Origin of the sequence: Rhodococcus marinonascens NBRC 14363 (genome assembly GCF_001894885.1) — a bacterium.
Classification (GTDB): domain Bacteria; phylum Actinomycetota; class Actinomycetes; order Mycobacteriales; family Mycobacteriaceae; genus Rhodococcus_F; species Rhodococcus_F marinonascens.
The window spans coordinates 1-22,485 of the sequence record NZ_BCXB01000047.1 but is presented as its reverse complement, the minus strand read 5'-3'; the positions used below and the strand labels follow the sequence as shown (position 1 = coordinate 22,485).

Annotated in this window: 20 protein-coding genes, 1 tRNA gene and 1 pseudogene; 11 read left to right on the top strand and 11 right to left on the bottom strand. The window is 62.9% G+C overall.

Annotation, left to right across the window (positions count from 1 at the left end):
- From RM2_RS20940 to RM2_RS24190, 3 genes and pseudogenes are all read right to left on the bottom strand, one after another.
- On the bottom strand, window positions 1-478 hold a 478-nt coding region (locus tag RM2_RS20940), incomplete at its 3' end, for a DNA-formamidopyrimidine glycosylase family protein (protein WP_281250434.1).
- 106 nt (window positions 479-584) lie between these two features.
- Window positions 585-1,111: pseudogene (locus tag RM2_RS23610) on the bottom strand (DDE-type integrase/transposase/recombinase); the annotation flags it as partial.
- A 147-nt stretch (window positions 1,112-1,258) separates the two neighbouring features.
- Window positions 1,259-2,614, bottom strand: coding sequence for an Rv1352/Rv1906c domain-containing protein (locus RM2_RS24190; protein ID WP_139277868.1), 1,356 nt, complete (start codon window positions 2,612-2,614; stop codon window positions 1,259-1,261).
- 1,226 nt (window positions 2,615-3,840) lie between these two features.
- Here RM2_RS24190 and RM2_RS24855 point away from each other — a divergent pair.
- Window positions 3,841-4,224: a hypothetical protein gene (locus RM2_RS24855; RefSeq protein ID WP_072691437.1), complete on the top strand. Its 384-nt coding sequence runs from the start codon at window positions 3,841-3,843 to the stop codon at window positions 4,222-4,224.
- 715 nt (window positions 4,225-4,939) lie between these two features.
- Here the strand turns inward: RM2_RS24855 and cobF are convergent.
- Window positions 4,940-5,680: a precorrin-6A synthase (deacetylating) gene (gene cobF, locus RM2_RS20915; protein ID WP_072691436.1), complete on the bottom strand. Its 741-nt coding sequence runs from the start codon at window positions 5,678-5,680 to the stop codon at window positions 4,940-4,942.
- Window positions 5,681-5,767: 87 nt separating this feature from the next.
- On the opposite strand from cobF, the gene RM2_RS20910 reads away from it, so the two are divergent.
- The 5 genes from RM2_RS20910 to RM2_RS20890 all read left to right on the top strand — a co-directional run bounded on the left by RM2_RS20910 (window position 5,768) and on the right by RM2_RS20890 (window position 10,048).
- Window positions 5,768-6,568 carry a thymidylate synthase gene (locus RM2_RS20910; RefSeq protein ID WP_072691435.1) on the top strand — a complete coding sequence of 267 codons (801 nt, stop codon included), beginning with the start codon at window positions 5,768-5,770 and terminating at the stop codon, window positions 6,566-6,568.
- Window positions 6,568-7,083, top strand: a complete 516-nt coding sequence (locus RM2_RS20905) for a dihydrofolate reductase (protein WP_072691434.1) — start codon at window positions 6,568-6,570, stop codon at window positions 7,081-7,083. The genes RM2_RS20910 and RM2_RS20905 overlap by 1 nt, the downstream gene beginning before the upstream one ends.
- Before the next feature lie 101 nt (window positions 7,084-7,184).
- On the top strand, window positions 7,185-7,511 hold the full coding sequence (locus RM2_RS20900) for a cupin domain-containing protein (RefSeq protein ID WP_072691440.1): 327 nt from the start codon (window positions 7,185-7,187) through the stop codon (window positions 7,509-7,511).
- 74 nt (window positions 7,512-7,585) lie between these two features.
- Window positions 7,586-8,314 carry a hypothetical protein gene (locus RM2_RS20895; RefSeq protein WP_072691433.1) on the top strand — a complete coding sequence of 243 codons (729 nt, stop codon included), beginning with the start codon at window positions 7,586-7,588 and terminating at the stop codon, window positions 8,312-8,314.
- Window positions 8,315-8,374: 60 nt separating this feature from the next.
- Window positions 8,375-10,048 (top strand): sensor histidine kinase, encoded by a 1,674-nt coding sequence (locus RM2_RS20890; protein ID WP_072691432.1) that lies wholly within the window; start codon window positions 8,375-8,377, stop codon window positions 10,046-10,048.
- Window positions 10,049-10,057: 9 nt separating this feature from the next.
- Here the strand turns inward: RM2_RS20890 and RM2_RS20885 are convergent, their stop codons facing one another.
- Complete coding sequence (locus RM2_RS20885; RefSeq protein WP_072691439.1) at window positions 10,058-10,693, bottom strand: response regulator transcription factor; 636 nt, start codon at window positions 10,691-10,693, stop codon at window positions 10,058-10,060.
- 203 nt (window positions 10,694-10,896) lie between these two features.
- On the opposite strand from RM2_RS20885, the gene RM2_RS20880 reads away from it, so the two are divergent.
- Complete coding sequence (locus RM2_RS20880; protein WP_072691431.1) at window positions 10,897-11,805, top strand: nitroreductase family protein; 909 nt, start codon at window positions 10,897-10,899, stop codon at window positions 11,803-11,805.
- A gap of 20 nt (window positions 11,806-11,825) precedes the next feature.
- Window positions 11,826-12,779: an acyl-ACP desaturase gene (locus RM2_RS20875; RefSeq protein ID WP_072691430.1), complete on the top strand. Its 954-nt coding sequence runs from the start codon at window positions 11,826-11,828 to the stop codon at window positions 12,777-12,779.
- Window positions 12,780-12,876: 97 nt separating this feature from the next.
- On the opposite strand, the gene RM2_RS20870 is transcribed toward RM2_RS20875, so the two are convergent.
- From RM2_RS20870 to RM2_RS20860, 3 genes are all read right to left on the bottom strand, one after another.
- Complete coding sequence (locus tag RM2_RS20870) at window positions 12,877-13,764, bottom strand: universal stress protein (RefSeq protein ID WP_072691429.1); 888 nt, start codon at window positions 13,762-13,764, stop codon at window positions 12,877-12,879.
- Window positions 13,765-13,811: 47 nt separating this feature from the next.
- A complete protein-coding gene (locus tag RM2_RS20865; protein ID WP_072691428.1) occupies window positions 13,812-14,852 on the bottom strand; it encodes an LLM class F420-dependent oxidoreductase in 1,041 nt (346 codons plus the stop codon).
- 73 nt (window positions 14,853-14,925) lie between these two features.
- A complete protein-coding gene (locus RM2_RS20860; RefSeq protein WP_072691427.1) occupies window positions 14,926-15,810 on the bottom strand; it encodes a universal stress protein in 885 nt (294 codons plus the stop codon).
- A 239-nt stretch (window positions 15,811-16,049) separates the two neighbouring features.
- On the opposite strand from RM2_RS20860, the gene RM2_RS20855 reads away from it, so the two are divergent.
- On the top strand, window positions 16,050-16,523 hold the full coding sequence (locus tag RM2_RS20855) for an RrF2 family transcriptional regulator (RefSeq protein WP_072691426.1): 474 nt from the start codon (window positions 16,050-16,052) through the stop codon (window positions 16,521-16,523).
- A 1-nt stretch (window position 16,524) separates the two neighbouring features.
- A complete protein-coding gene (locus tag RM2_RS20850) occupies window positions 16,525-17,706 on the top strand; it encodes a globin domain-containing protein (RefSeq protein WP_072691425.1) in 1,182 nt (393 codons plus the stop codon).
- A gap of 698 nt (window positions 17,707-18,404) precedes the next feature.
- Here the strand turns inward: RM2_RS20850 and RM2_RS20840 are convergent.
- The 3 genes from RM2_RS20840 to RM2_RS20830 form a co-directional block, all read right to left on the bottom strand.
- On the bottom strand, window positions 18,405-19,283 hold the full coding sequence (locus tag RM2_RS20840) for a M23 family metallopeptidase (protein ID WP_072691423.1): 879 nt from the start codon (window positions 19,281-19,283) through the stop codon (window positions 18,405-18,407).
- A gap of 114 nt (window positions 19,284-19,397) precedes the next feature.
- Complete coding sequence (gene cycA, locus RM2_RS20835; RefSeq protein WP_072691422.1) at window positions 19,398-20,876, bottom strand: D-serine/D-alanine/glycine transporter; 1,479 nt, start codon at window positions 20,874-20,876, stop codon at window positions 19,398-19,400.
- 168 nt (window positions 20,877-21,044) lie between these two features.
- Window positions 21,045-21,767, bottom strand: coding sequence for a dienelactone hydrolase family protein (locus RM2_RS20830; RefSeq protein ID WP_169846786.1), 723 nt, complete (start codon window positions 21,765-21,767; stop codon window positions 21,045-21,047).
- A gap of 105 nt (window positions 21,768-21,872) precedes the next feature.
- Here RM2_RS20830 and RM2_RS20825 point away from each other — a divergent pair.
- A tRNA-Arg gene (locus RM2_RS20825) sits at window positions 21,873-21,945 on the top strand.
- Window positions 21,946-22,485: the final 540 nt, after the last annotated feature.

Here is a 22,485-nt window from a genome sequence, read left to right as displayed (position 1 = left end):
AGGTTGTCTCGAGCAGCGCCGCGAATTCGGTTTCGGTGACGGTCAATGCGTCGGGCCCGAGTCGAGCGATCCCCTCCACCTCCTGCGGGTCGCGCACCGCCCACACCGCGAGTCGCTTCTTCGTGCCCGCCTCGGTGAGATCAAACGCCGGCGCCGCACCTTCCGTGGTGAACAAGTGCACCCGCAACGCCAGCGGCCCCTTGCCAGGTTTCGGCGGCGTGGACGAAGGGTTGTCGGTCCAGCGTAACCAGCCACCACGTGAGAGATGGGTGACCAACCACAACCCGGCGCAGTCGAGGGCGAGATGCTTGCCGAACCGGGCGACCCCGGTCACGTCGCGACCCTGCAACGCCGTGATCGGTGGGTCGAACGTCTTCAGCACGCTCGCAGCCGTCACATCCACCCGCCCGACCACTGCTCCCGCCGCATGTTCGCGCAGGAACTCGGCTAACGCCTCCACCTCGGGCAGTTCCGGCATGTTTCCAGGCTAACGACAGGCGCGGCCGAAGAAGAGTGCTTTCCACGCACCCTGCCAACAGTCGGACTGGAGTGTGTCAAGGTTCGTGGACACTGGTTCGGTGGTTTCAGGCACCTGATGCTGCGATTCGATACTCCGCGAGCGCTTCGGCGGGGGTGCGATAGCCCAGCGTTGAATGCAGACGCTTCCGGTTGTAGAACACCGCGATGTACTCGGCGACCGCGAACCGTGCCCGGCCCCTCGTGTCGAACCTCTGCCGGTAGTACATCCCGACCTGGTGAAGCCCACGAATTCCTCTGAGGTGTACTGACTTCCGCGACCAGAGTGGAAAACAGCACCCGGTGTGACATGCCCGCCCGTGATTGCCATCTGCAACGCGCCGGTGACCAAAGACGTGCGCATGTGCGAGCCGGTCTGCCATCCGACGACCATTCTCGTCGCGAGGTCGATCACCGTCGCCAAGTACAACCACCCCTCGCCGGTACGAAGGTAGGTAGGTAATATCGCCGACCAGGCGCTCACCGGTTCCTCGGCGGCGAAGTCCCGGCCGATCAGGTCTGTGATCGCTGCGGCGATGCCGGCGATCGTGGTCCGTTTGTACGCGCGCGGCTGCACCGCGTGCAACCCCACCTCGCAAGTCGCTCTTTGCCTGCCCGGTGTTCTGGCCGGCACCGTATGAGGTGTGCGGGGCCATCCTCGACAAATACAACTCTCTCTACAACGTTGCCCGGGCAACTCAGACTTCACGCTGATTACCCGGACAACGTTGTAGAGCGCGGTTTACTGGCTGAGGGGCGTCCAGTCACCACAGCCCATAGATTGAAACTTCCCGTCTGTAGGTTCGATTGTTACCGTGGCCGGATTTGCAATTGATGTGCCCGAATTAGAGGTATTCCCGGAACTGTCCTGGCGAGACCAAAGGCAAGATTTTGTTCCATCGCTCGAGCCATTGCTGAGATACGACCCAGGTTGGAGATCGACTCCTACTTCGCCCAAAAAGTTGTACCCAGGGATTTTCTGTCCAGTAGAATCGACACTACCCAAGTTGACAGGAGTCCAAGGTGCACAGTTAGTTGATGTGAAGCCCCCGTCGGTCGGTTCAATCGTCACCGTATTCGAATTCGGACTTGTTCCTCGCTCGACAACGTTCGAGTTGATGTCAGTTCGAGTCCAGTCGCAAGTGTTACTTCCAGTTGGTCCCGCTGTCCGATAGCTACCCAGAACTGCTCCGACCACAGGGATCGTTGTCAGCGGCATGCCACCAGCATTCACGGTGCTGGACTTCGGGGTGGCCCGCGGTGCGCAACGCACACTATTATTAGTGGCTTTCTGGAACATAAACGATTTCCCATCATTTTTGCCATAATCCGTCTGGAACGTGAAAAAGTTCTCGGGACGACCGTAGCTGTCAGACAGAGAATCCGCGGGGGCTGCCGCACTAGAGCGAAGAATCGGCTGTACCACGGTCCCGGCTTCACCGGCCCTGACCGTTATGCTGATCGACGGAAAGACAATGAATGATCCAGACTTTGCGTTAAGCCCTATTCTGTTATCATGATTGAAGTCTGCCGCCAGAGCATTCGGACCGTTCCCAGTCGGGTCTTTCTTTGTGCCTTCGGTGATGTTGTCAACTGACATTCTCAAGATGGGTCCACTATCATTCGGCACCCCATCGTAACCAACTCGAGTCACATCGATTTTGCCCCGCAACCCTGAATCAGAATCGGTATTCAGCTCTGCTTTTTGATACGTAACTCCCATGGGGATGGCTATGTCATATTTCATGCGAATCCAGTTCGGGCCCAGCTGTTCCTTTGGATTCATCCGATTCATATCGACCGGATCAGGAGTAATGGTATAGATTAAGTCCTGTCCTGCCGGCACGGTTTCGGGTGCCGCAATCTTCACGCCCCAATCGCTTGTCTTCGCATCGTCAAAGCGTGAGCCCCTCGGCCGGAACGGGTCATACTGGCCGTTTGATGACCAGCAGCTGACCGCGAACTTCACGTCGGTGGTTTTGACTGTTGTCGTCCAGAGCGCTGAGGGCTCAGCTCGGGCAACGCCGGGCAGAAGGAGCGTTCCGGCGCTGAGGGCGATAGTTGCTGCGATCGTCGGCCAGCGTCTATAGGAATTCATCGACTCATCTCTCGTTTTCTGTGATGTTTTTCTTTCCCCATCTCCAGGGGCTCTACAACTTTGTCGGGGCAATCAACATGAGGTCCGGTTCCCGGCCCACTATTTGAATGTCTTCCCCTGGAACGCAATGGAATTCGGAATCTTCAGAAATTCGCATCGCGTATACAGCTGAGCGGCTGTTCTGTACCCAGGACAGTGCCGCACCGATTGCCGCGGTCCCGCCACTCGCACCACCGCGAACGCAGGCATCGCAACTCCCCCCTCCGATACCGATACCGATACCGAAGAATGTCGTCAACAGCCACAGCAGACGACGGGTGCCTGACAGCACTGCACTACTTGGCTGTGGGGTACTTTCTCACGCTTCGAACCATGGCGGTGTTCCGCGACCGTACCCATCACAAGGCCCCCGACATCGCGCATGATCCCAGTCACTGCAACGGCAGCGGACGAGCTACCCCCGCTATGAGCATGCTTGCTATCAGAAGCCCCGCAACGAACGACGACTCCTCGATATCGGAGTCGTCGCCCGAAGACCCTCGGGCTCAGGTGTTCCGGTCGTCGATGAGACCAAGTGGCGCGCATCAATGCTCCGAGAGGTTGAGAAGCCCCTCCTGCAATGCACACTGTTACGACGGGTTTTCGGATTCTTCGCTGAATCTCGACTGAAAGCGCCGTATTCGCCTGATTCGCAACTAGGTTGAAGGTCTCTCGATCGTCAATCGTAGCGATCAGAGTTGGAGCGCTTCGGGACATGGCATATCTGTCATTCTCATTCAGCTCATACACCGCGCACCGCTGTCCACGGAGACCGGACGGAGGTTCGTACCGTAGGTGATTGGGGAGGTCGATGCTTGTCTCCATCTATTCACTTCACGCTGATTGTCCGGACAACGTTGTAAAGCCGCCAACACTGCAAACAAACAAGCCAGCGGGTGTAATAGATCTGAATCGGTCCACCAACACCTCCGCGAGCGCCGGCCGAAGGCTTGGCCGAAGCTCGCCTCAGTTACGTCTGAGCGCGTACCGCGGACAGGTCCGACGCCGAAAGCGCCACAGTCAGATGCTGATTCATCTCACGTCACTCCCCCCCTCTCTCGGGGAACAGAGATTAACATCCGGTCGAGATGCTGTCCATACTGGTCATTCGAAAGTGTGTCTGCGACAGTAGAATTACCGACAAATCCGACAACTAGGACAAGTCGAACGGTCCGGGTTCGCGGTCGGTGGCACCCACCACGACAACGACTCGTCCGACGACAACGACAGCCACCGCATCTCCGGCCGCCGCCTACGAACCGACCGACGCGGACAGCGCCGCGTTCGTGACGGCCTTCCGTGCCGCCTACCCCGAAATGTCGAACGGTCGGCAGGACAACCCGATCGCGAACCTGCTGGAGAACACGTACCAGGAGATCAGCGTCGGCAAGGAGTTCAGCATCATCGCGTCCAATGTCGGCAAGCGCGCGGAGCACCAGGGCGTCTGCCCCACCCCAGCTCAGTCCCAGGCGATCTACGACTTGGCCGACGGGTACTGCCCGGGCGCATCCGTCCCACCTCCGCCCGCCCGCTCCGATCCAGGAGGAACCCGCGCCAGCTCCCGTGCCTGAACCCGATCCGGCCCCCGCACCAGCCGCGCCTCCGTCTCCTACACGAACTGCGATGCAGTCAAAGCCGCCGATGCCGCACCGAATTCCTGTCGGCGGGGCACCGGCACTGATCGCAGCAATGACATGTTCAAGAGTCATGTTCTCGCTGGGTGCACGCAACGCGAATCGAACGATTGCGCTTCCCGAGTCGATACGTGGCTTCTCTTTGCGCCGCATATATGGAGTCTTCGAGAAAGCGATCCGTTGCGTCGTCGAGGTAGATAGTGAATTTGGTGAGCGCTTCGGGATCCTGGGTCTGCCGCGGGCAAGACGCAGCCTCCGCCTTGGGTGCAGGCTCAGATCGATTGGGGCGAGCCGATTTCCCTGCCTCTGGCGATGGTGCACCGACCCCGGTTTACACTGGTACCTGCTGCGGGGTCGCAGAAACCTCTGACGGAAGATCCACAGGCGTAGTTCTCGGCTAGTGACGTGGTGGCAGCACCCGGCGAGCCCCGGTGCTTCGATTGGACTTCTCGGGCAGTGCGTCGATCCCGTTAGCCATTGACACACTCCCCCAGGAACTTTACTTCTTCAGTGATTGCAGCCGCAAAGGCGCGCAAAGAGTTGTCGGCGGGTCTTCCGCTGTGATCGCGATTCTCTTAGTGCGAGTTCCGACGTGGCTTGCAGCGGGAATCGGCGGGCCTACCTGGATCGGCGTTCCCCCGACCATGCGCTCCTACCGACGGATCAGGTAGGTGTCCATTATCCAGCCCTTACGCTCGCGCAGTTCGGCTCGAACCCGCTGGATCTCGTCCTCGACCTCGCGCAGGTTGCCGGAGACGAGCACCTCGTCGGGAGTACCGAGGTACGCCCCCCACCAGATCTGTACGTCATCGCCGGGAACCTGAGTGAACGTGCAATGAGCGTCGAGCATGACCAGAGCGTTGTCGACGCCGTCGGGGAGGCCCTGGGCCAGTCGCCTACCTGTGGTGATGTGGACTGGTTCGCCGATCCGGTTCAGCACGATCCGGTGCTGCGCGGCGAGCGACTGCACGCTGGTGACACCGGGGATCACCGAGTAGTCGAACGACACCTTGCCGCGCCCGAGCACCCGGTCGATGATCCGCAGTGTGCTGTCGTAGAGAGACGGATCGCCCCACACGAGAATCGCGCCGACTCCCGGTTCGGCCGCAAACTCTGCCTCGAACAGGGCCGCCCTGCGCTCGTGCCAATCGTCGACCACCCCCTGGTAGTCGGACGGGGTCCGGTCTCGTGGCGGATCGGCGATGTCGACCACCCGGTGTGGGCGCGTGACGTGCTCGGCGAGGATGGCGGCGCGCACATCCACGAGATCGCGCTTCTCGTCGCCCTTACCGATGACGAAGAATACGTCGACCTTGTTCATCGCCTTGATCGCCTGCACGGTCACCTGGTCAGGGTCGCCGGCACCGATGCCGATCACGAAGAGTTCACGCATGAGCGAAGGCTAACGCCCTTCGACTTTTCTGATTGCTTCCGCTACCGGGACGACGCGCGCCCACACGGAGGCGCCTAAACTGGCGCGGTGACTGTGCCGACCCCGTACGAAGACCTTCTCCGACTCGTCATGGATACCGGCACCCCAAAGGCCGACCGCACCGGCACCGGAACGAAGAGCGTTTTCGGGCATCAGATGCGTTGGAATCTCGCGGACGGGTTTCCGCTGATCACCACCAAGAAGGTGCATCTGAAGTCGATCGTCTACGAACTGCTGTGGTTCCTGCGAGGCGACTCCAACGTGCAGTGGCTCCAGGACAACGGCGTGACGATCTGGGACGAGTGGGCGGACCCGGACGGCGAGCTCGGCCCCGTCTACGGCGTCCAGTGGCGAAACTGGCCGACCCCGTCGGGCGAGCACATCGACCAGATCACCCAGGTCCTCGAGACTTTGAAGTCCGAGCCCGACTCGCGTCGGCTCATCGTTTCGGCGTGGAACGTGGGCGACATCCCACAGATGGCGCTGGCGCCGTGCCACGCGTTCTTCCAGTTCTACGTGGCGGACGGCAGGCTGTCGTGCCAGCTGTACCAGCGCAGTGCCGATCTGTTCCTCGGCGTGCCGTTCAACATTGCGAGCTACGCGCTCCTCACCCACATGGTGGCGCAGCAGGCTGGACTCGAACCAGGTGACTTCATCTGGACGGGCGGCGACTGCCACATCTACGACAACCACGTGGACCAGGTCACGGAACAGTTGAGCCGTGAGGCGCTGCCGTACCCCACACTGAAGCTGAACAAGCGCGATTCGATCTTCGACTACGCCTTCGACGACGTGGAGGTCGTCGACTACCGGCACCATCCCGCCATCAAGGCGCCGGTGGCAATCTAGTGGCGGCCCGTCAGGTCATCCTGGTCTGGGCACAGGCCGAGGGAGGCGTCATCGGTCGCGGCAACAGCATCCCGTGGCACGTCCCCGAAGATATGGCGTTCTTCAAGAAGGTCACTTACGGCAGCCCGGTGATCATGGGCCGTAAGACGTGGGACTCGCTCCCACCGCGATTCCGGCCGCTGCCCGGACGCCGCAACATCGTGATCTCGCATCAGCCGGGCTGGGCCGCGGAGGGCGCCGACGTCGCTGACTGCATCGAGGCCGCGCTCTCATTCACCGACGAGAATGTCTGCGTTATCGGTGGCGCCCAGATCTATACGGCAGCAATGCCGTTTGCCACCGACCTCGTGGTCACCGAGATCGGCCTCACGATCGACGGGGACGCGTGGGCGCCACCGATCGACGAAACGTGGCAGGCGCAGGACACGGGCGAGTGGTGCATATCCGCGAAGAACGGAACACGGTTCCGTCGAGTCTCCTACACGAGGGCGGCACCCTCGAATAGCGGGGAGTAATCTGCGGCGGCGCGGTCGCCGGGACGCGGGCGGGACCCCCACCCGGCGCATCGTTGCCCGTTCAACGGGCGATGGCGCGCGCAGTGGTCCATAATCGGCTCATGGATAAGAAGTCACTGACTGCTCTTGCTCGTCAGCAACTGAAGTTGGCGGGCGGGACGTCCAGCGGCCGCAGTTCGCAGACTGTCTACGGCGGGCACCAGCGCAGCCTCCGCCAGACCGTCATCGCACTGGCCGCGGGCCAGAAGATGGCCGAGCACGAAAGCCCGGGCGAAGCGACGCTCTTCATCCTCAGCGGTAAGCTGAACCTCGTGTCCGGTGAGGACCAGTGGAAGGGCTCCACCGGAGACTTCCTGGTCCTCCCCGCGCACCGGCACAGCGTCGAAGCACTCGAGGACGTCGCGTTCCTGCTCACCGTCGCGATGTAGCGTCGGGCGGGTCGGCACGCACCTGGTTCGGACGTGCGCACCGGATCGAACACCGTGGAAACCCAGGAGAACGGATGACCGAATCCCCGCCCGTGATCGAGATGTCCGTGGTTGCGACCCCGTCCGTGGTGTGGCCCGCGTTGCGTGATCCGGAGCTGATCAAGTGTTGGCACGGCTGGGACTACGAGGGTCTTGACGAGGAGATCAGACAGATCTATCTCGATGGCGTGGCGGCCGAGGACGCCGGCGCCTACAGCCTCCTCCTGACCAGCGGCGACCGCTTCAGCCTCCACGAACATGAGGGGACCACCCTTGTAAGGATCACCCGTGCGCCCCGCGGCCGCGACCCCGCCGTGCTCGACTGGTATGACGACATCACGGAGGGCTGGACCACGTTCCTGCAGTTCCTGAAGTTCGGCATCGAGTGGCACGGACTGGACGAACGCCGGACGTTGTTCCTCGAAGGATCCGCTACCGTGGGTGACACGGCGCGACATCTGCTGGGACTCGACGAGATCACGGGTCTGAAAGTCGGTGAGCGTTTCAGAACGGTCGCAGACACAGGTGACCAGCTGAGCGGCTTCGTCTTCTTCATCGGCGATCACCAAACCGTGGTGACTGTGGACGATCTCGGTCCTGGACTGCTGGAATTCGGTGAACAACCCGTCACCTCGACCAGGCCGAACGGCGGCTCACAGATCTTGCTGGGTGCCTACGGCCTCGACGACGAGGAGTGGGGCGAACTCGAGGAACGTTGGACGCGTTGGTGGCGGGCTCGGCCGTCCGCCGAACCTTCCACCTGACCACCCTGTCGACACGACACTGGCCACCAAGACTCCCTCCGGACAACCTATGCTGCAGACATGGGATCGCACGGTAAGCGCGCGGCAGGGATCAGTGAGTACCGGGAGGGATCCTCAGGCGTGGTCCCCACCCGCCGAAGTCTTCAACGGCTGTTCGAGGCGGTTCTGGTGGTGGGGTCAGGGCTCGAGTTGGACTCGACCCTGCAGCGCATCGTCAAGTCGGCCACGTCCCTGCTCGAGGCACGTTACGGCGCCCTCGGTGTCCGCGCCCCCGGCGGCGGCCTGTCGGAGTTCGTGTACGAGGGCATTACAACAGATGAGCGTGCGCACATGGGTCATCTCCCCGAAGGTCACGGACTGCTCGGCCTGCTGATCGACGACCCCCGTCCGGTCCGGATCGCCAATCTTGCCGAGCATCCGGCGTCGATCGGATTCCCCCCCAATCATCCGCCGATGAAGAGCTTCCTGGGTATGCCGATCATGATGCGGGGAAAGGTCTTCGGCAGCATCTATCTCACCGAAAAATTGAGCGGCCCGGAATTCACTGACGAAGACGAAGTAATCCTTCGTGCACTCGCGACGTCGGCCGGCGTGGCAATCGAGAATGCCCGACTCTTCGAGGAGTCCCGGACGCGGGAGCGGTGGTTGTCGGCCGTCGCATCGATCACGTCACGGTTGCTGGTGGGCGGGTCGCTCGATGAGACGCTGCGGACGCTCGCCGGCCAGGTACGCGAACTGTCCAGCGGCGACGAGGTGTTCATCGTCGTAACTCTCGGTGAAGGGGCCGTAGTCGACACTCTCGGCGAGGATGCTGTGGCCGGCACCGCCACCGCCGCTCGCCCGCTGCGCGACACCTTCCGAAGTGCCACACAGGCCGAACCGCTCGCCGAGGTGCTGCGCTCCCGTACCCCAGCCCTGCTGACGGATCTCGACGGTTTCGCACCGTTCTCCCGAGACGCCGGCCGGGCAGCGGTACTGCCGCTGTCGACGGCGTCGGGCGTCGGTGGTGTCCTCGTCGTCACTGCTCGCGGCAACGCGCCATGGGATCCCGACGAGGTCGCCAGACTCGAATCAGTGGCCGATCTGGCCGCCGTCGCGGTGGAATTCGCCGCCCACCAAAGCAAACAACGTTTGCTGTCCGTACTCGCCGATCGTGATCGGATCGCTCGGGACCTGCACGACAACGTTATTCAGCGGCTCTTCGCCACAGGCATGAGCCTGCAGGCCACCCACTCGATCGGCGACGTTCCGGACGGCGTGCGGTCCATCGTGACCACCGCAGTCGAGCAACTCGACCGCACCGTGCGCGAGATCCGAACCACCATCTTCGATCTGCATGCCTCTGGTGCCGCGTCCGCGACCAGTCTGCGTCGCCGACTCCTCGATGTGATCGGCGATCTCACCGCGCAGTCACCACTCGCTCCCAACGTCCAGTTCTCGGGCGCGATCGACACTCTCGTGCTCGCCCACATCCACCAGCATGCGGAGGCCGTCCTGCGGGAAGCCCTGAGTAACGTGCTGCGGCACGCACGGGCAACCACGATCGACGTCTCGGTTGTCGCCGGGGACGACCTCACGATTACTGTGGCCGACGACGGCATCGGAATCACCGGCAGCACGGCGCGTAGCGGCCTGGACAACCTCGAACGGCGCGCCGAACACTGCGGCGGCACCTGCACCTTCGACGCTCGAAGCCCTGGGACCGTCGTCACGTGGCGGGTGCCGCTGCCGTGAGGCACGAATTCAGCGCTGACTGCGTAGTTCGGTGGCCAGCACCGCCGCCTGCGTGCGTCGCTGCATCCCGAGTTTGGACAGCAGGCGTGACACGTAGTTCTTGACCGTCTTCTCTGCAAGGAAGAGCCGCTCGGCGATCTCCCGATTGGTCATTCCCTCTCCTATCAACTCGAACACGGCGCGTTCCTGCTCGGACAACTCCTCCAATGGGTCGTCCTGGCGCTCGGACCTGATCCGCTGCATCAGCGCGGACGTTGCCCGACTGTCGAGCAGAGACCCACCCTCCCCCACTGTCCGGACGGCCGAGACGAGATCGGTCCCGAGGATCTGCTTGAGCACGAACCCGGACGCACCTGCCATAATGGCATCGAACAGCGCCTCGTCGTCCGAGTACGAAGTGAGCATCAAGCACCGCAGTTCCGGTAGGTCGGCCAGGAGATTCCGGCACAATTCGACGCCGTTACCGTCGGGCAGTCGGACGTCGAGCACAGCGACGTCGGCACCGCTGCCGGGTACCCGCACCATTGCCTCTCCGACGGACGAGGCCTCGCCCACCACCTCGAGGTCTGGAACGCTACCGAGCAAATCGACCAGTCCTCGTCGCACGATCTCGTGGTCGTCGACCAGGAACACCCGCGTGGTCATCTGCATCCTCCGCCGTCTTGTCATGGAAACCGTCTTGTCATCGAAGCTGTCTTGTCATCGAAGCAAGCCACCCCTTCGCACTGTACTCACTCGTACGGGACCTCTCCCGGACTCATTCGGGACCTTCGACTCAAGCACCGTCGCGACCTCTCGAGGAAACATGTGGGAGGGAGAAAGCCCGGACACCGAATCTGGAGGTCGCGATGGACAACTGGTCGCTCGGTGACATCGAGGTGGTCTCCCGTGCCATCGTCTCGGCGCCCTCAGTCCACGGCACGCAACCGTGGGATCTGCGACTCGAAGGCACGCGCGCCGAGATCCGCGAGCGAACGGAATTCACGAGTGCACCCCGATTCACGGACGTATCTCCTGCTGATCGCGTCATCTCGTGCGGTACCGGTATCGCGAACGTAGAGCTGGCGATGCACGCCCTCGGAAGGAAAATCGAGACGGATCTACTGCCTTATCCGCGGCAGCCCGACCTCGTCGCAACCATCCGCACGGTCGGTTCGGCGCCAGCGTCGAGCACCGAACTGCGATTGTTCTCCGCGCTGGCGCGCCGCCGGAGCCATCGAGAGACGTTTGCCGACATTCCCGTCCCCGCAGCGACGATTGGCGACATCGTCGCTGCAGCACGCATCGGCGGTGTCGCCACGACATTGCTCGCCCCAGACGAGGCACACGCGCTGGCTGACGTTCTGCTCTACTCGGCGGACCGTATTCGCCACGATCCGCGTCACCAACGCGATATCTTCTCGTGGACCTCGCACTGGCTTCCTCAGGTCGGTCGCGAATCGGTCGACGCATTTCACTCTGCGGTCACCCGCGAGGTCTCCGACCCGGTGATCACCCGCGAGGTCTCCGACCCGGTGAGACTCGCCGCGGCCATCGAGAGCGAGACCGTCCTGGTGTTCGCCTCCGACACGCAAGAGCCGATCGACCTGCTACGCACAGGTATCGCAGTCGAACGGGCATGGCTGACTGCCGTCGACGCCCGTCTCAGCGCCTCCGTCCTCTCGCACCCACTGCGCATCGAGGATTCGGCGCAGAGGCTAGCCCAACGACTGAACCTGACGAGCCACCCACAGTTGATCCTGCGAATCGGATACTGACAGAACAGAAACGGAGTGTCATGGCAAACCGCGAACTTGCTGATCGCGAACTACTGCACGAACTCGAAGGCGTCGCCGAGGAGAACGTCAACCGGCACCTCACGATGACCAAAGATTGGCATCCTCACGACTACGTGCCGTGGGATGACGGCAGCAACTTCGCGGCGATGGGCGGTATCGACTGGGATCCGGAGCAGTCCAAACTGAGCGAGACCGCCAAGGCAGCGATGATCACCAATCTGCTGACCGAGGACAATCTGCCGTCGTATCACCGCGAGATCGCCGAGCATTTCTCCCTCGACGGCGCCTGGGGAACGTGGGTCGGTCGCTGGACCGCCGAAGAGAACAAGCATTCGATCGTGATGCGGGACTACCTGGTCGTAACGCGAGGCGTTGACCCGGTGGCCCTCGAGAACGCTCGCATGGACCACATGACGAGGGGCTTCGCTCCGGACGGCGGGTCCATGCTGAATTCCGTGTCGTACGTGACGTTCCAGGAACTCGCCACCCGGGTTTCCCACCGGAACACCGGGAAGGCTTGCGGCGATCCGATCGCAGACAGGATGCTCGCACGGGTGGCGGCGGACGAGAATCTGCACATGATGTTCTACCGAAATATTGTCGAAGCCGCCCTGGACGTCGCACCGGATCAGACGATCGCTGCGATCCACAAGGTGGTCACCGACTTTCAGATGCCGGGCGCCGGAATGCACAACTTCCGCCGCAACGCGGTCCTGATCGCGAAGGGTGGCATCTACGACCTTCGCCAGCACCTCGACGACGTCGTCCTGCCCGTGCTCCGCAAATGGAACATATTCGAACGCAACGATTTCGGGGATACTGGAGAACAGTACCGCGAAGAATTGGCCGCATTTCTGGAGACACTGGAGGGCAAGGCCACCCATTTCGAGGAGTCGCGGGATCGAGCTCTCGCGCGCGAGGCACGACGTGGTGAACGGATGGTCGCTTTGTGAGCGGGACCGCGATCCGTTCGGTCCGGACCATACACGTCGAATGGTCCGTCACCGACTGGCGGTGACGGCCCATCTCCAGACGCTGCCCTTCCAGACGCTACTGGTGCCGAACAATCATCACTGGGCAGTCTGCGGTGTGAAGCAGCGCATTACTGGTGGAGCCCAACAGCATTCCTCTGAAACCGCCCCGACCTCGGCTGCCGACGACGATCAACTGCGCCTTCTCCGCGAACTCGCTGAGCACTCGCACCGGCCGGTCGCGTGCAACGACGCGTTCGACCCGGACGTCGGGATAGCGTTCCTGGAATCCGGCGAGACGCTCGGCGAGCACCACCTCCTCGCCAGTTTGGATTCCGCTCCACAGTGGATCCTCCGGGCTGGCTCCGAGGGACGGCTGAACACTGACGTCGCTCCACACATTGACCGCGACAAGGCTCGCCGACCGAGCTGCGGACTGTTCGAACGCCATCTCCAGTGCAGTCCTACTGTTTTCCGAACCGTCGACACCGACCACGATCGGCCCCTCAGTCGGCGGCCGCCCGTCCATGGTGCGGCCCCGGACGACCACCAGCGGACACTGCGCGTGCGCGGCGACTGCGGAGGTGACGGAGCCGACCAGCAGACCGGTGAGTTCACCGTGGCCGCGTGAACCGAGCACCACCATGTGCGCGGAGGCGGAAAGGTCGATGAGCGTCTGGCTCACCTTGCCCTCGTGCCGTTCGGTGGTGACGTCGAGAGGTTCGTCCACCGTCTGCTTGGCGTGTAAGCGTGCACTGCCCAACCGCGCCTTGGCCGTATCCTCGAGTTCTTCCTTGAAGCTCTCTGCCAGATACGGTTCGCTGTAGTAGAAGGCGGGCATATGCACCACAGTTACGATGTGCAGCGGGAGGGACAGTGCAGCGGCCGTCCGGGCGGCCCACGCGACGGCGGCGGACGCCGACTCGGATCCGTCCACGCCTACGATGATCGGTTTGATTCCGGTCATGGTCACCTTTCCTGGTACCGGCTGCGCAATGGGTAGTGCATGCGGAGCTATCCGCAGATCTTGCGGAGTTTCTCGATCAGTTCGACACGACCCGCCCTATCGGCTGCGAGTGGTGCGACGGTGAGCGTGGTGACCCCGGACTCGGCGAAGGCGGCCACCCGCTCCGCTACGTAGCTTTCCGGGCCGATCAAAGACACCGCCCGAACCAGGTCGTCGGGTATAGCCGCCGCGGCCTCGTTCTTCTTGCCCGACAGATACAGGTCCTGGATCACGGCGGCTTCCTTTTCGTAGCCGTACCGGACCGCGAGATCATTGTAGAAGTTCTTGCCCTTCGCTCCCATGCCACCGATGTACAGCGCAAGGGTGGGCCGCACCCAGTCGAGCATGTGCTCGACGTCGTCCCCGATAGCAAGGGCGGGAGAGGCGAAGACCTGCAGGTCACCGAGGCTGGGATCACGCTTCGCCTTGCCCTTGGCCAGGGGCTCGCCCCACACGCTCGCAGCCTTCTCCGGGTGGTAGAAGATGGGCTCCCACCCCTCCGCGATCTCGGCTGTCATCTCCACGTTCTTTGGCCCCAGTGAGGCGATGACGATCGGGATGCTTTCCCGCACAGGGTGGTTGATGATCTTCAGCGGCTTACCCAGACCCGTGCCCTTCTCGGCCGGTAGCGGAACTTGGTAGTACTTGCCCTGGTGCTGGACCTTCTCACGGCGCCACACCTGGCGGCAAATGTCGACGACCTCACGGGTGCGTCCGAGCGGTGCGTCGTACTTGACGCCGTGAAAGCCCTCGATCACCTGTGGGCCGGAGGCGCCGAGACCCATGACGAAGCGCCCATCCGACACGAAGTCGAGGCCGGCGGCGGTCATAGCCGTCAGACTCGGCGTGCGAGTGTAGATCTGAAAGATGCCCGAAGCGAGTTCGAGCGTCGAGGTCTTGGCGGCGAGGAAGCCGAGTTGACTGACTGCGTCGAACGAATATGCCTCGGGCACGAACACGATGTCGAGCCCGGCCTTCTCCAAGTCGGCCACTTCTTCGCCCGTTTCGGCGAAACCGCCGCTGTAATTCAAGCTCATACCTATACGCACGTCGTTCCCCAATCCTCGTGTTGCCCTGCAACCTGTTCCTGGTGAAACCAGAACACTACTGCGGCCAATCGAGTCAGGGCAGTGCAGGCCGGACAACCACAACGGGGCAGTATGCGCCACCGACCAGGCTGTTACTCGTCGAACCGAGCAACATCCCTTTGAACCCGCCGCGACCTCTGCTCCCAACCACCAGCAGTTGCGCCTTCTTCGACCATTCGAGCAGGCGCTCCCGCGGATCATCGGTGTACACCTTACGGGTAACCTGCACATCCGGGTATCGCTCCTGCCACCCGGCGAGACTCTCGGCGAGCAGCGCATACTCCCCCTCCTCGAGTCCATCCGGCACCAGGGCGACGGCACGAGGGTCCTCGAACACGGTCGACCGGAGGTCGCTCCACACGTGGACCGCCACGAGTGGAGCGTTCCGCAGCGACGCCTCATGGAAGGCCACAGAGATCGCGCGTTCACTGGTGGGACTGCCGTCCACACCAATGACGACGGGACCGCCCTTATGGGCTTCACCCCGGACTACGAGCACCGGGCAGTGCGCGTGGGAGGTGACGTTGATCGCCGTGTTACCCAGCAGTGCGGTGGAGGCCGTCCCCGACCCCGAGGCGCCGACCACCACCACCCGAGCGTCCGCGGACAGGTCGACGAGCCACTGGCTGCTGCTGCCAACGGAAAACTCGGTATCGATGTCGATGAGGGGATTGACCGCGAACGCCTGTTCGTGCGCCTCTGCCAGGATCACCTTGCCGCTCTCCTCGACCCACTCGTACGCGCCGGCCGCATCCGAATAGGGGCTGCCGAATCCGTACGGAGCGAAATCGAGCGCGTGGATGATCTTCAGTTTCAATCCACGCTTGCCGGCAAGTTCGGCTGCTATCCGTACCGCGGACTTGGAGGTGTCCGACCCGTCGACACCTACCACAACGCTGTTTCGGTTCTTTGCGCTCATGTGTCCACAGTATCCCCGGTTGGCATCTGCCGTTCTTCTGCTTTTACCGAAGGACCAAAGTCCCCAACTACTCGGGGCCTCGGCCCGTAGCCGACGTGTTCAACCGTGGCGAAAATGTATCGGAATTGCATGCCACTTTCGAATGCCACTGCGACACGGAACTTTCCGAAGAAACTCGACCGCAGCGACGTCAGTCACATAATTGGTATCTGAAATACCGATTAAGGTACCTTCAGGCCATGCAACTCACCCAGTTCACCGACCTCGGACTGCGGCTGGTCATGCGGCTGGCCGTCGCCGGGGACGGTGAACGGCCGGGAAGCCGGGCGATCGCCCAGGAACTGTCGGTGTCGTACACCCACACCGCGAAGGTGATCGCCAGGCTGGGTGAACTCGGTATCGTCGACGCCCGGCGGGGACGTGGCGGCGGGCTGTCCATCACCGAACTCGGACGCACCGCGTCCGTCGGGTGGCTCGTGCGCCGACTCGAAGGCGAGGCGGAGGTCGTGGACTGCGACGGCGCCCATCCTTGCCCTCTGCGATCGGGATGCCTGCTACGGTCTGCACTCCGCCGTGCTCAGGACGCCTTCTTCGAATCCCTGGACTCGATCACCATCGAGGATCTCACGTCCGCTCCCACCAGAACCGTACTGCTCGCCCTCCCCCGAGTGGCAGAGAAGACCCCCCAGATTTCTCGAACGATCGGAGAATGACATGCTCTCGCCCACCTCGACGGAGGTCATCCGCGCCACCCTGCCAGTGGTCGGGGCCGCGATCTCGGACATCACGACGCTGTTCTACCGCAAGATGTTCGACGCCCACCCCGAACTCGAGCGCGACCTGTTCAACCGCGGCAACCAGGCACAGGGTGAACAGCAGAAAGCACTGGCTGGGGCCATCGCGGCGTTCGCCGCTCTCCAGCTCGAGCCCGATCAGGCGCGGGTCGACCTCATCCTGTCCAGGATCGCGAACAAGCACGCCTCACTGGGAATCGAGCCCGCCCAGTATGCGATCGTGCACAAGCACTTGTTCGAGGCCATCGTCGAGGTCCTCGGTGATGCCGTCACTCCCGAGGTCGCCGCTGCCTGGGACGAGGTGTACTGGTTGATGGCGCAGACCCTGATCTCGATGGAAGCCGGCCTCTACGAGTCCGCTGGTGTCGCGGTCGGTGATGTCTGGCGAGAGGTGCGGGTTCGGGAGCGCCGCAACGAGTCCGCAGACACCGTGTCATTCGTATTCACCTCCCTGGACGGAACACCCCTTCCGGCGTTCGCGCCGGGGCAGTACCTCTCCGTCGCCGTTCGGCTACCCGACGGAGCACGCCAGATCCGCCAGTACAGCCTGTCTTCGGCCCCTTCGAGCGACGACTGGAGGATCACGGTGAAGCGGGCGGGGGAAGTCTCGAACTTCCTGTACCACAATGTGTTCGAAGGAGACATCGTGGGGGCTTCGACGCCCTTCGGCGATCTCGTCCTACAAGACGACGACGCGCCGCTGCTCCTCGTCTCCGCTGGTATCGGGTGCACGCCCATGATCGGAATGCTCAGCCACCTCGCGGATACCGAGGACAGTCGCCAGATTTCGGTGCTGCACGCCGACCGCTCCGTCAGCAGCCACGCACATCGTGCGGAACTGGGCGAACTCGTCGAACGGTTGCCGTTCGCGGTGATGCACCGCTGGTACGAAGACCTCGGTGCCCGCCGTCCCGAGGACAGCTTGCGAGAGGGGCGCGCCGACCTCCGCGAGGTCACGATCGCCGACGGAACCCATGCCTACCTGTGCGGCCCGTTGCCGTTCATGCTCGGAATGCGGGAGGCTCTCCTCGAAAAGGACGTGCCCGCCGAGAATATCCACTACGAGGTGTTCGGACCGGACAGCTTTGCCCCGACCATGTAAGCGTCACACCGGTCAGGTAGGGACTGAGCGCCCCTCACTCATGGTCTCCACGTATTGACGCAGCATCGCGGCCAAGCGCTACCGGCCTGCTCAGACCGGCGTCCTCGTAGCGCACCACCTGTGCGCTGCCACGAGGCGCCGGTCTGCCGCACGACACCTGCCCTCAATAGGTGCTGAGTTGGTGCGCAAGAGTTTTCACGGAGAGCCCGACTGCGATCAGGCCCGCATCGGTGATCTGCAGCAGTCGGTGCGGGCCAATATGCTGGCACCGGGGCCCCGCAACAGAGCGCGGCGGCGGCCATGACATCGAGCACTGCCGACCCTGGGGCGCAACGCTTTCGAGATCGAGTTCGATGTCTTCGCCGGGAGTGGCGGGATCTGCTCGTTGAACAGTTCGCAGCGTGGGTTCGACGTGATCTATTCACGGCTGAGGTCCCCGAGTTGAAGCGTCGGAATCATGCCGATCATGACCAACCGCGAGCGTGCTGTTGGATCCGCTCTCGGCTGCCTGAAGAGACGCCCGCAGAGTGCGCTCGAGTTCGAATGCGCTGTCTTGGAGCATTCTTTCGAGCACTTCGGCACACATGAGTACCTTCTGCCGACCCCGGCGCCGGTCTGCTCGAAGGGTATTCGCCCGGGTCTCGACCACGGGAATGCTCATCTTCCGTGACGATGACGATCTCGAGCCGGAATGGTCTCTATGCGTTCCTGGCCGCGCCGTCCCAAGTGACCGACACACCGCGGTCTGTCAGCCAACGCCCCGGATCGATCTTGCTACCGTTCGCGTCATGCACCTCGAAGTGCAGGTGGGGTCCGGTGGACTGGCCGCGGTTCCCGACATAGGCGATCTGCTGTCCGGCAGCGACTCGCTGACCGACGTTCACCGTGTAGTCATTGATATGGCCGTACACCGTGGTGGTTCCGTCGTCGTGCAGGAGTCGCACCCACAGTCCGAATCCGGACATCGGGCCAGCGTCGATGACCTGTCCGTCGGCGGCCGCGAGAACCGGGGCACCGATGGGTGCGGCGATGTCGATTCCTCCGTGGTGCGCTCCCCAGCGGGAGCCGAAGTTGGAGGTCAGTGTGCCCGACACCGGCTGAACCGTGCGGGGCTTGACTGGGTTGATCGAGCGGAGCCACTGCTGAGCCTGGGCGCCGAAGTCCTGGGCGCCGAGATCAGGGCCGCCGAAGTCCTGGGCGCCGAGATCAGGGCCGCCGAAGTCCTGGGCGCCGAGGTCAGGGCCGCCGAAGTCCTGGGCGCCGAAGTCCTGGGCGACAAAGCCGAGCTCGGGGGGCAACTCGAAACCGGCCGGAAGCAAATCGGCCGGGATCTCGAATGGCAGGCCCGGCAGGGTCAGCGCACCACCCGTCTGGTGCGATTCGACTGGGGCGGCCGCAGCACTTGCGGCACTCAACTGGGCTCCGCCAACCGCGATGGCCCCGGTGGCGGCCGCAACAGTCGCGGCCTTGATGCCCACACCCGTTCCGGTCTGCTGACTGCGATGACGGCCACGGACCGCATCCGGATCGATCTCGAAACGAACGGAACACCCGTCCGCCCGGTGATTGGAACCCACAGTGAAAACCTCGTCGGTGGTCGGAGTGCAAGCTCAGCCCCATCCGGGGCGAACTCCTCTGTCTGCCGACAAATATAACAAAATGATATCGGTCAGGCCACCGTGACCTAACGGTCACATTCCGCCCTCCTCGAGTTCTTCCTCGAATGCGGCGTAGCGCGCACGGTGCGAGGCGCGCCGACGGGTCACCGCCCAGCCGATGCCAAGCACGACGAACCAGATCGGTGTGATCAGGAGTGCGTGCAGGGTGTCAGGTTCGCGGGTAAGTGCCCAGATGATGAACGCGAAGAAGCCGAGGATGACCCAACACACTGCGACGCCACCTGGCATCTTGAATTTCGACGCCTCATGCAACTCTGGGCGGCGCTTCCGGTAGACCAAATAGCTGGCCAGGATCATCGTCCACACGAAAATGAACAGGACAGACGCGATCGTCGTCACTGCGGTGAACGCCTCGATCACCGACTCGCCCGACATAAGGAGCGCGAGCGCGGCAAGTAGGAAAATGGACGAGACGATCAGGGCGTTGGCCGGCACCCTGCGAGAGCTGAGCTTGCCGAGCCGGGCCGGTGCGTCACCCTCCTGCGCGAGGCCGTAGACCATGCGTGACGTCGAATAGACACCCGCGTTCGCCGAGGAAGCGGCCGACGTCAGCACCACGAACTGAACCACACCTGCCGCACTACCCAGGCCGGCGAGCGCGAACATCGCCGTGAACGGGCTCTCGTTGGGCATGACCCCGCGCCACGGCGTGACCGACATGATCACGATCAGGGAAACCACATAAAACAGCAAGATGCGGAACGGGATGGAGTTGATCGCCCTGGGGAGATTCTTCTCCGGATCCTTTGCCTCGGCAGCCGTGGTGCCGACGAGCTCGATACCGACGAAGGCGAACACGGCAATCTGGAATCCTGCGACGAAGCCCAACACCCCTGTCGGGAACATGCCTCCGTCGTTCCACAGGTTATCGAACCCTGCCTGCACACCGTTGGGCGATGTGAAGTGGGTGAACACCATCACCAAGCCCACGACGATCAGGCCGACGATGGCGATGATCTTGATGAGAGCGAACCAGAACTCGGCCTCACCGAACGCACGCGCTGTCGGCAGGTTCAGCAGCAGCAGCGCGGCGATTGCCGCCAGCGCGGGGATCCACAACTGGAGGTCGGGCCACCAGTACCGGACATATCCGGAGATCGCGATGACTTCGGCGACTCCCGTGACGATCCAGCAGAACCAGTAGGTCCAGCCGGTGAAAAATCCCGCCCAGGGGCCGAGGAGGTCGGCGGTGAAGTCGGAGAAAGACTTGTAATGCAAGTTGGAGAGCAGCAATTCGCCCATAGCTCGCATCACGAAGAAGAGCGCGAAGCCGATGATCATGTAGACGAAAATCACCGACGGACCTGCCAGCGAGATCGTCTTGCCCGACCCCATGAACAGGCCGGTGCCGATCGCTCCGCCGATCGCGATCATCTGGATGTGGCGGTTCGACAGCTGCCGAGACAGGTGTGGTTCCCCCGCCGATCCTGTCCCCGGGTCACCACCCGTTTCCAATTCGATCGAGCCCGTCGAAAAGTTCTGTTCAGCCATGGACCACCTGCCATCGTCTCCAGTCGCCGCCGTTGCCGTCTGCGAAGATAGTCGCGTCGAACCGGTTACGCTCGCGAGCCCCCGTCGAGCAGGGAGTTCGTCCGGGCCTGATCACCGGCACGACGCCTCGAGCGCCTTCCAGTGCATCGATGGATCACGGCAGATGGATCAACGCAGATGCTCCCGGAAGAACCCATCGATCCTCGTCCACGCATCGGCGGCGGCATCCGGATCTGGCACCATCCCCGCGACCTTCAGCAACGGTCGCACCGCCTTCGGTCCGGCCTGCTCGTCATTCAGGAACCCGTGTCCCGCGGTCGGGTACTCCCTCACATCGTGAACCACGCCGGCCTTCGTCAGAGCGACATCCAATTTGGCAGCAGCCTTCTTCAGACTGAAGTCCTTTCCGCCATAGCTGGCGACCACGGGGCACGCACCTTCCATCGCCCCATCGAGGTCGCTGGGCAGAATCCCATAGTTGGGCGCCGCCGCGTCGAACCCCGAATCGGCCACCATCAGAGCGAAGCCGCCGCCCATGCAGAACCCGATGACTCCGATTTTCCCGGTGCACTCGGCTGACGCCGACAACCACTGCCGCGCGGCCTCGATGTCTCCGTACGCTCGCCCCTTCCCCGAGCGCATCGCCCGCATCGTCGACACCAGGCAACGCCTCGCGCCGCCCGCACTGAACAGGTCGGGAGCCAACGTCAGGAAACCCGAGGCAGCCAACCGGTCGGCCTGTCTGCGCATGACGTCGTCCATCCCGAACGCCTCGTGCACCATCACCACCCCCGGCCACGGCCCATCCCCCGTCGGTCGCGCGAGATAGCCGTGCAAGGTATGTGAACCGTCGTGCCGCCCAGCGAGGTCGGTCAGATCGATGTCGGACATGTAGTGACTCCCATTCCGGAACTTCTTCGTCCAAGTGCCCTCCCCATCCTGAGCGAAGACCATTCCGGTTACACTTCACCTCGATGTGCGCTGCGCGTGCATCGCGCCTTCGTAGCTCAGGGGATAGAGCAACCCTCTCCTAAAGGGTAGGTCGCAGGTTCGAATCCTGCCGAGGGCACTTATCCCACTACATTCCACATGTCAAACGCGGGCTTGACCTGCACCGATTCTAATTCCTCGAAATCTTGACATGGGGGGTGACGGGCCGTGATGGGGACCAAAGTGGAGAGTATACGGAGAGTGGTGCAGACCCCACTGGCGCCATTCTCGCGACCATGCCAAATATGACAGGGTCGGCTGCGAACGAATTCAGTTATCCACAGCCCACCAACCCTGGCACCGGTAACACCCGAACCATCATTGAACCCCCAAGAACCACCAGCAGCTGCGAGCGGCGGCAGCGAACTCGACGAAACAACCACCCGGATCAACGAACTCGAATCCGCGACCGGATCGACCTCCACGGCGCCCAAGCCCGCGCCGCACATGCCAAGTCGTTTGCATAGGCCGATGGAGCCGGCGAAGGGTTGCTCTCTGGGCACTTCGTTATCAGTCGGTCTGGATCAGCCGGTCTGGATCAGACGGTCTGGATCAGACGCTGTGGCTGTGCTGGGCGCGGCGCTCGAGGATCTCCCGCTCCATCCCGCTCTCCGGGCCT

Bases quoted from the DNA above. Each gene is read 5' to 3' on its own strand.
- cycA (WP_072691422.1), bottom strand. From the start codon at position 20,876: ATGGCTGAACAGAACTTTTCGACGGGCTCGATCGAATTGGAAACGGGT.
- RM2_RS20875 (WP_072691430.1), top strand. From the start codon at position 11,826: ATGGCAAACCGCGAACTTGCTGATCGCGAACTACTGCACGAACTCGAA.
- RM2_RS20880 (WP_072691431.1), top strand. From the start codon at position 10,897: ATGGACAACTGGTCGCTCGGTGACATCGAGGTGGTCTCCCGTGCCATC.
- RM2_RS20870 (WP_072691429.1), bottom strand. From the start codon at position 13,764: ATGACCGGAATCAAACCGATCATCGTAGGCGTGGACGGATCCGAGTCG.
- cobF (WP_072691436.1), bottom strand. From the start codon at position 5,680: ATGCGTGAACTCTTCGTGATCGGCATCGGTGCCGGCGACCCTGACCAG.
- RM2_RS20860 (WP_072691427.1), bottom strand. From the start codon at position 15,810: ATGAGCGCAAAGAACCGAAACAGCGTTGTGGTAGGTGTCGACGGGTCG.
- RM2_RS20885 (WP_072691439.1), bottom strand. From the start codon at position 10,693: ATGACCACGCGGGTGTTCCTGGTCGACGACCACGAGATCGTGCGACGA.
- RM2_RS20900 (WP_072691440.1), top strand. From the start codon at position 7,185: ATGGATAAGAAGTCACTGACTGCTCTTGCTCGTCAGCAACTGAAGTTG.
- RM2_RS20895 (WP_072691433.1), top strand. From the start codon at position 7,586: ATGACCGAATCCCCGCCCGTGATCGAGATGTCCGTGGTTGCGACCCCG.
- RM2_RS20855 (WP_072691426.1), top strand. From the start codon at position 16,050: ATGCAACTCACCCAGTTCACCGACCTCGGACTGCGGCTGGTCATGCGG.
- RM2_RS20850 (WP_072691425.1), top strand. From the start codon at position 16,525: ATGCTCTCGCCCACCTCGACGGAGGTCATCCGCGCCACCCTGCCAGTG.
- RM2_RS20830 (WP_169846786.1), bottom strand. From the start codon at position 21,767: ATGTCCGACATCGATCTGACCGACCTCGCTGGGCGGCACGACGGTTCA.
- RM2_RS24190 (WP_139277868.1), bottom strand. From the start codon at position 2,614: ATGAATTCCTATAGACGCTGGCCGACGATCGCAGCAACTATCGCCCTC.
- RM2_RS20890 (WP_072691432.1), top strand. From the start codon at position 8,375: ATGGGATCGCACGGTAAGCGCGCGGCAGGGATCAGTGAGTACCGGGAG.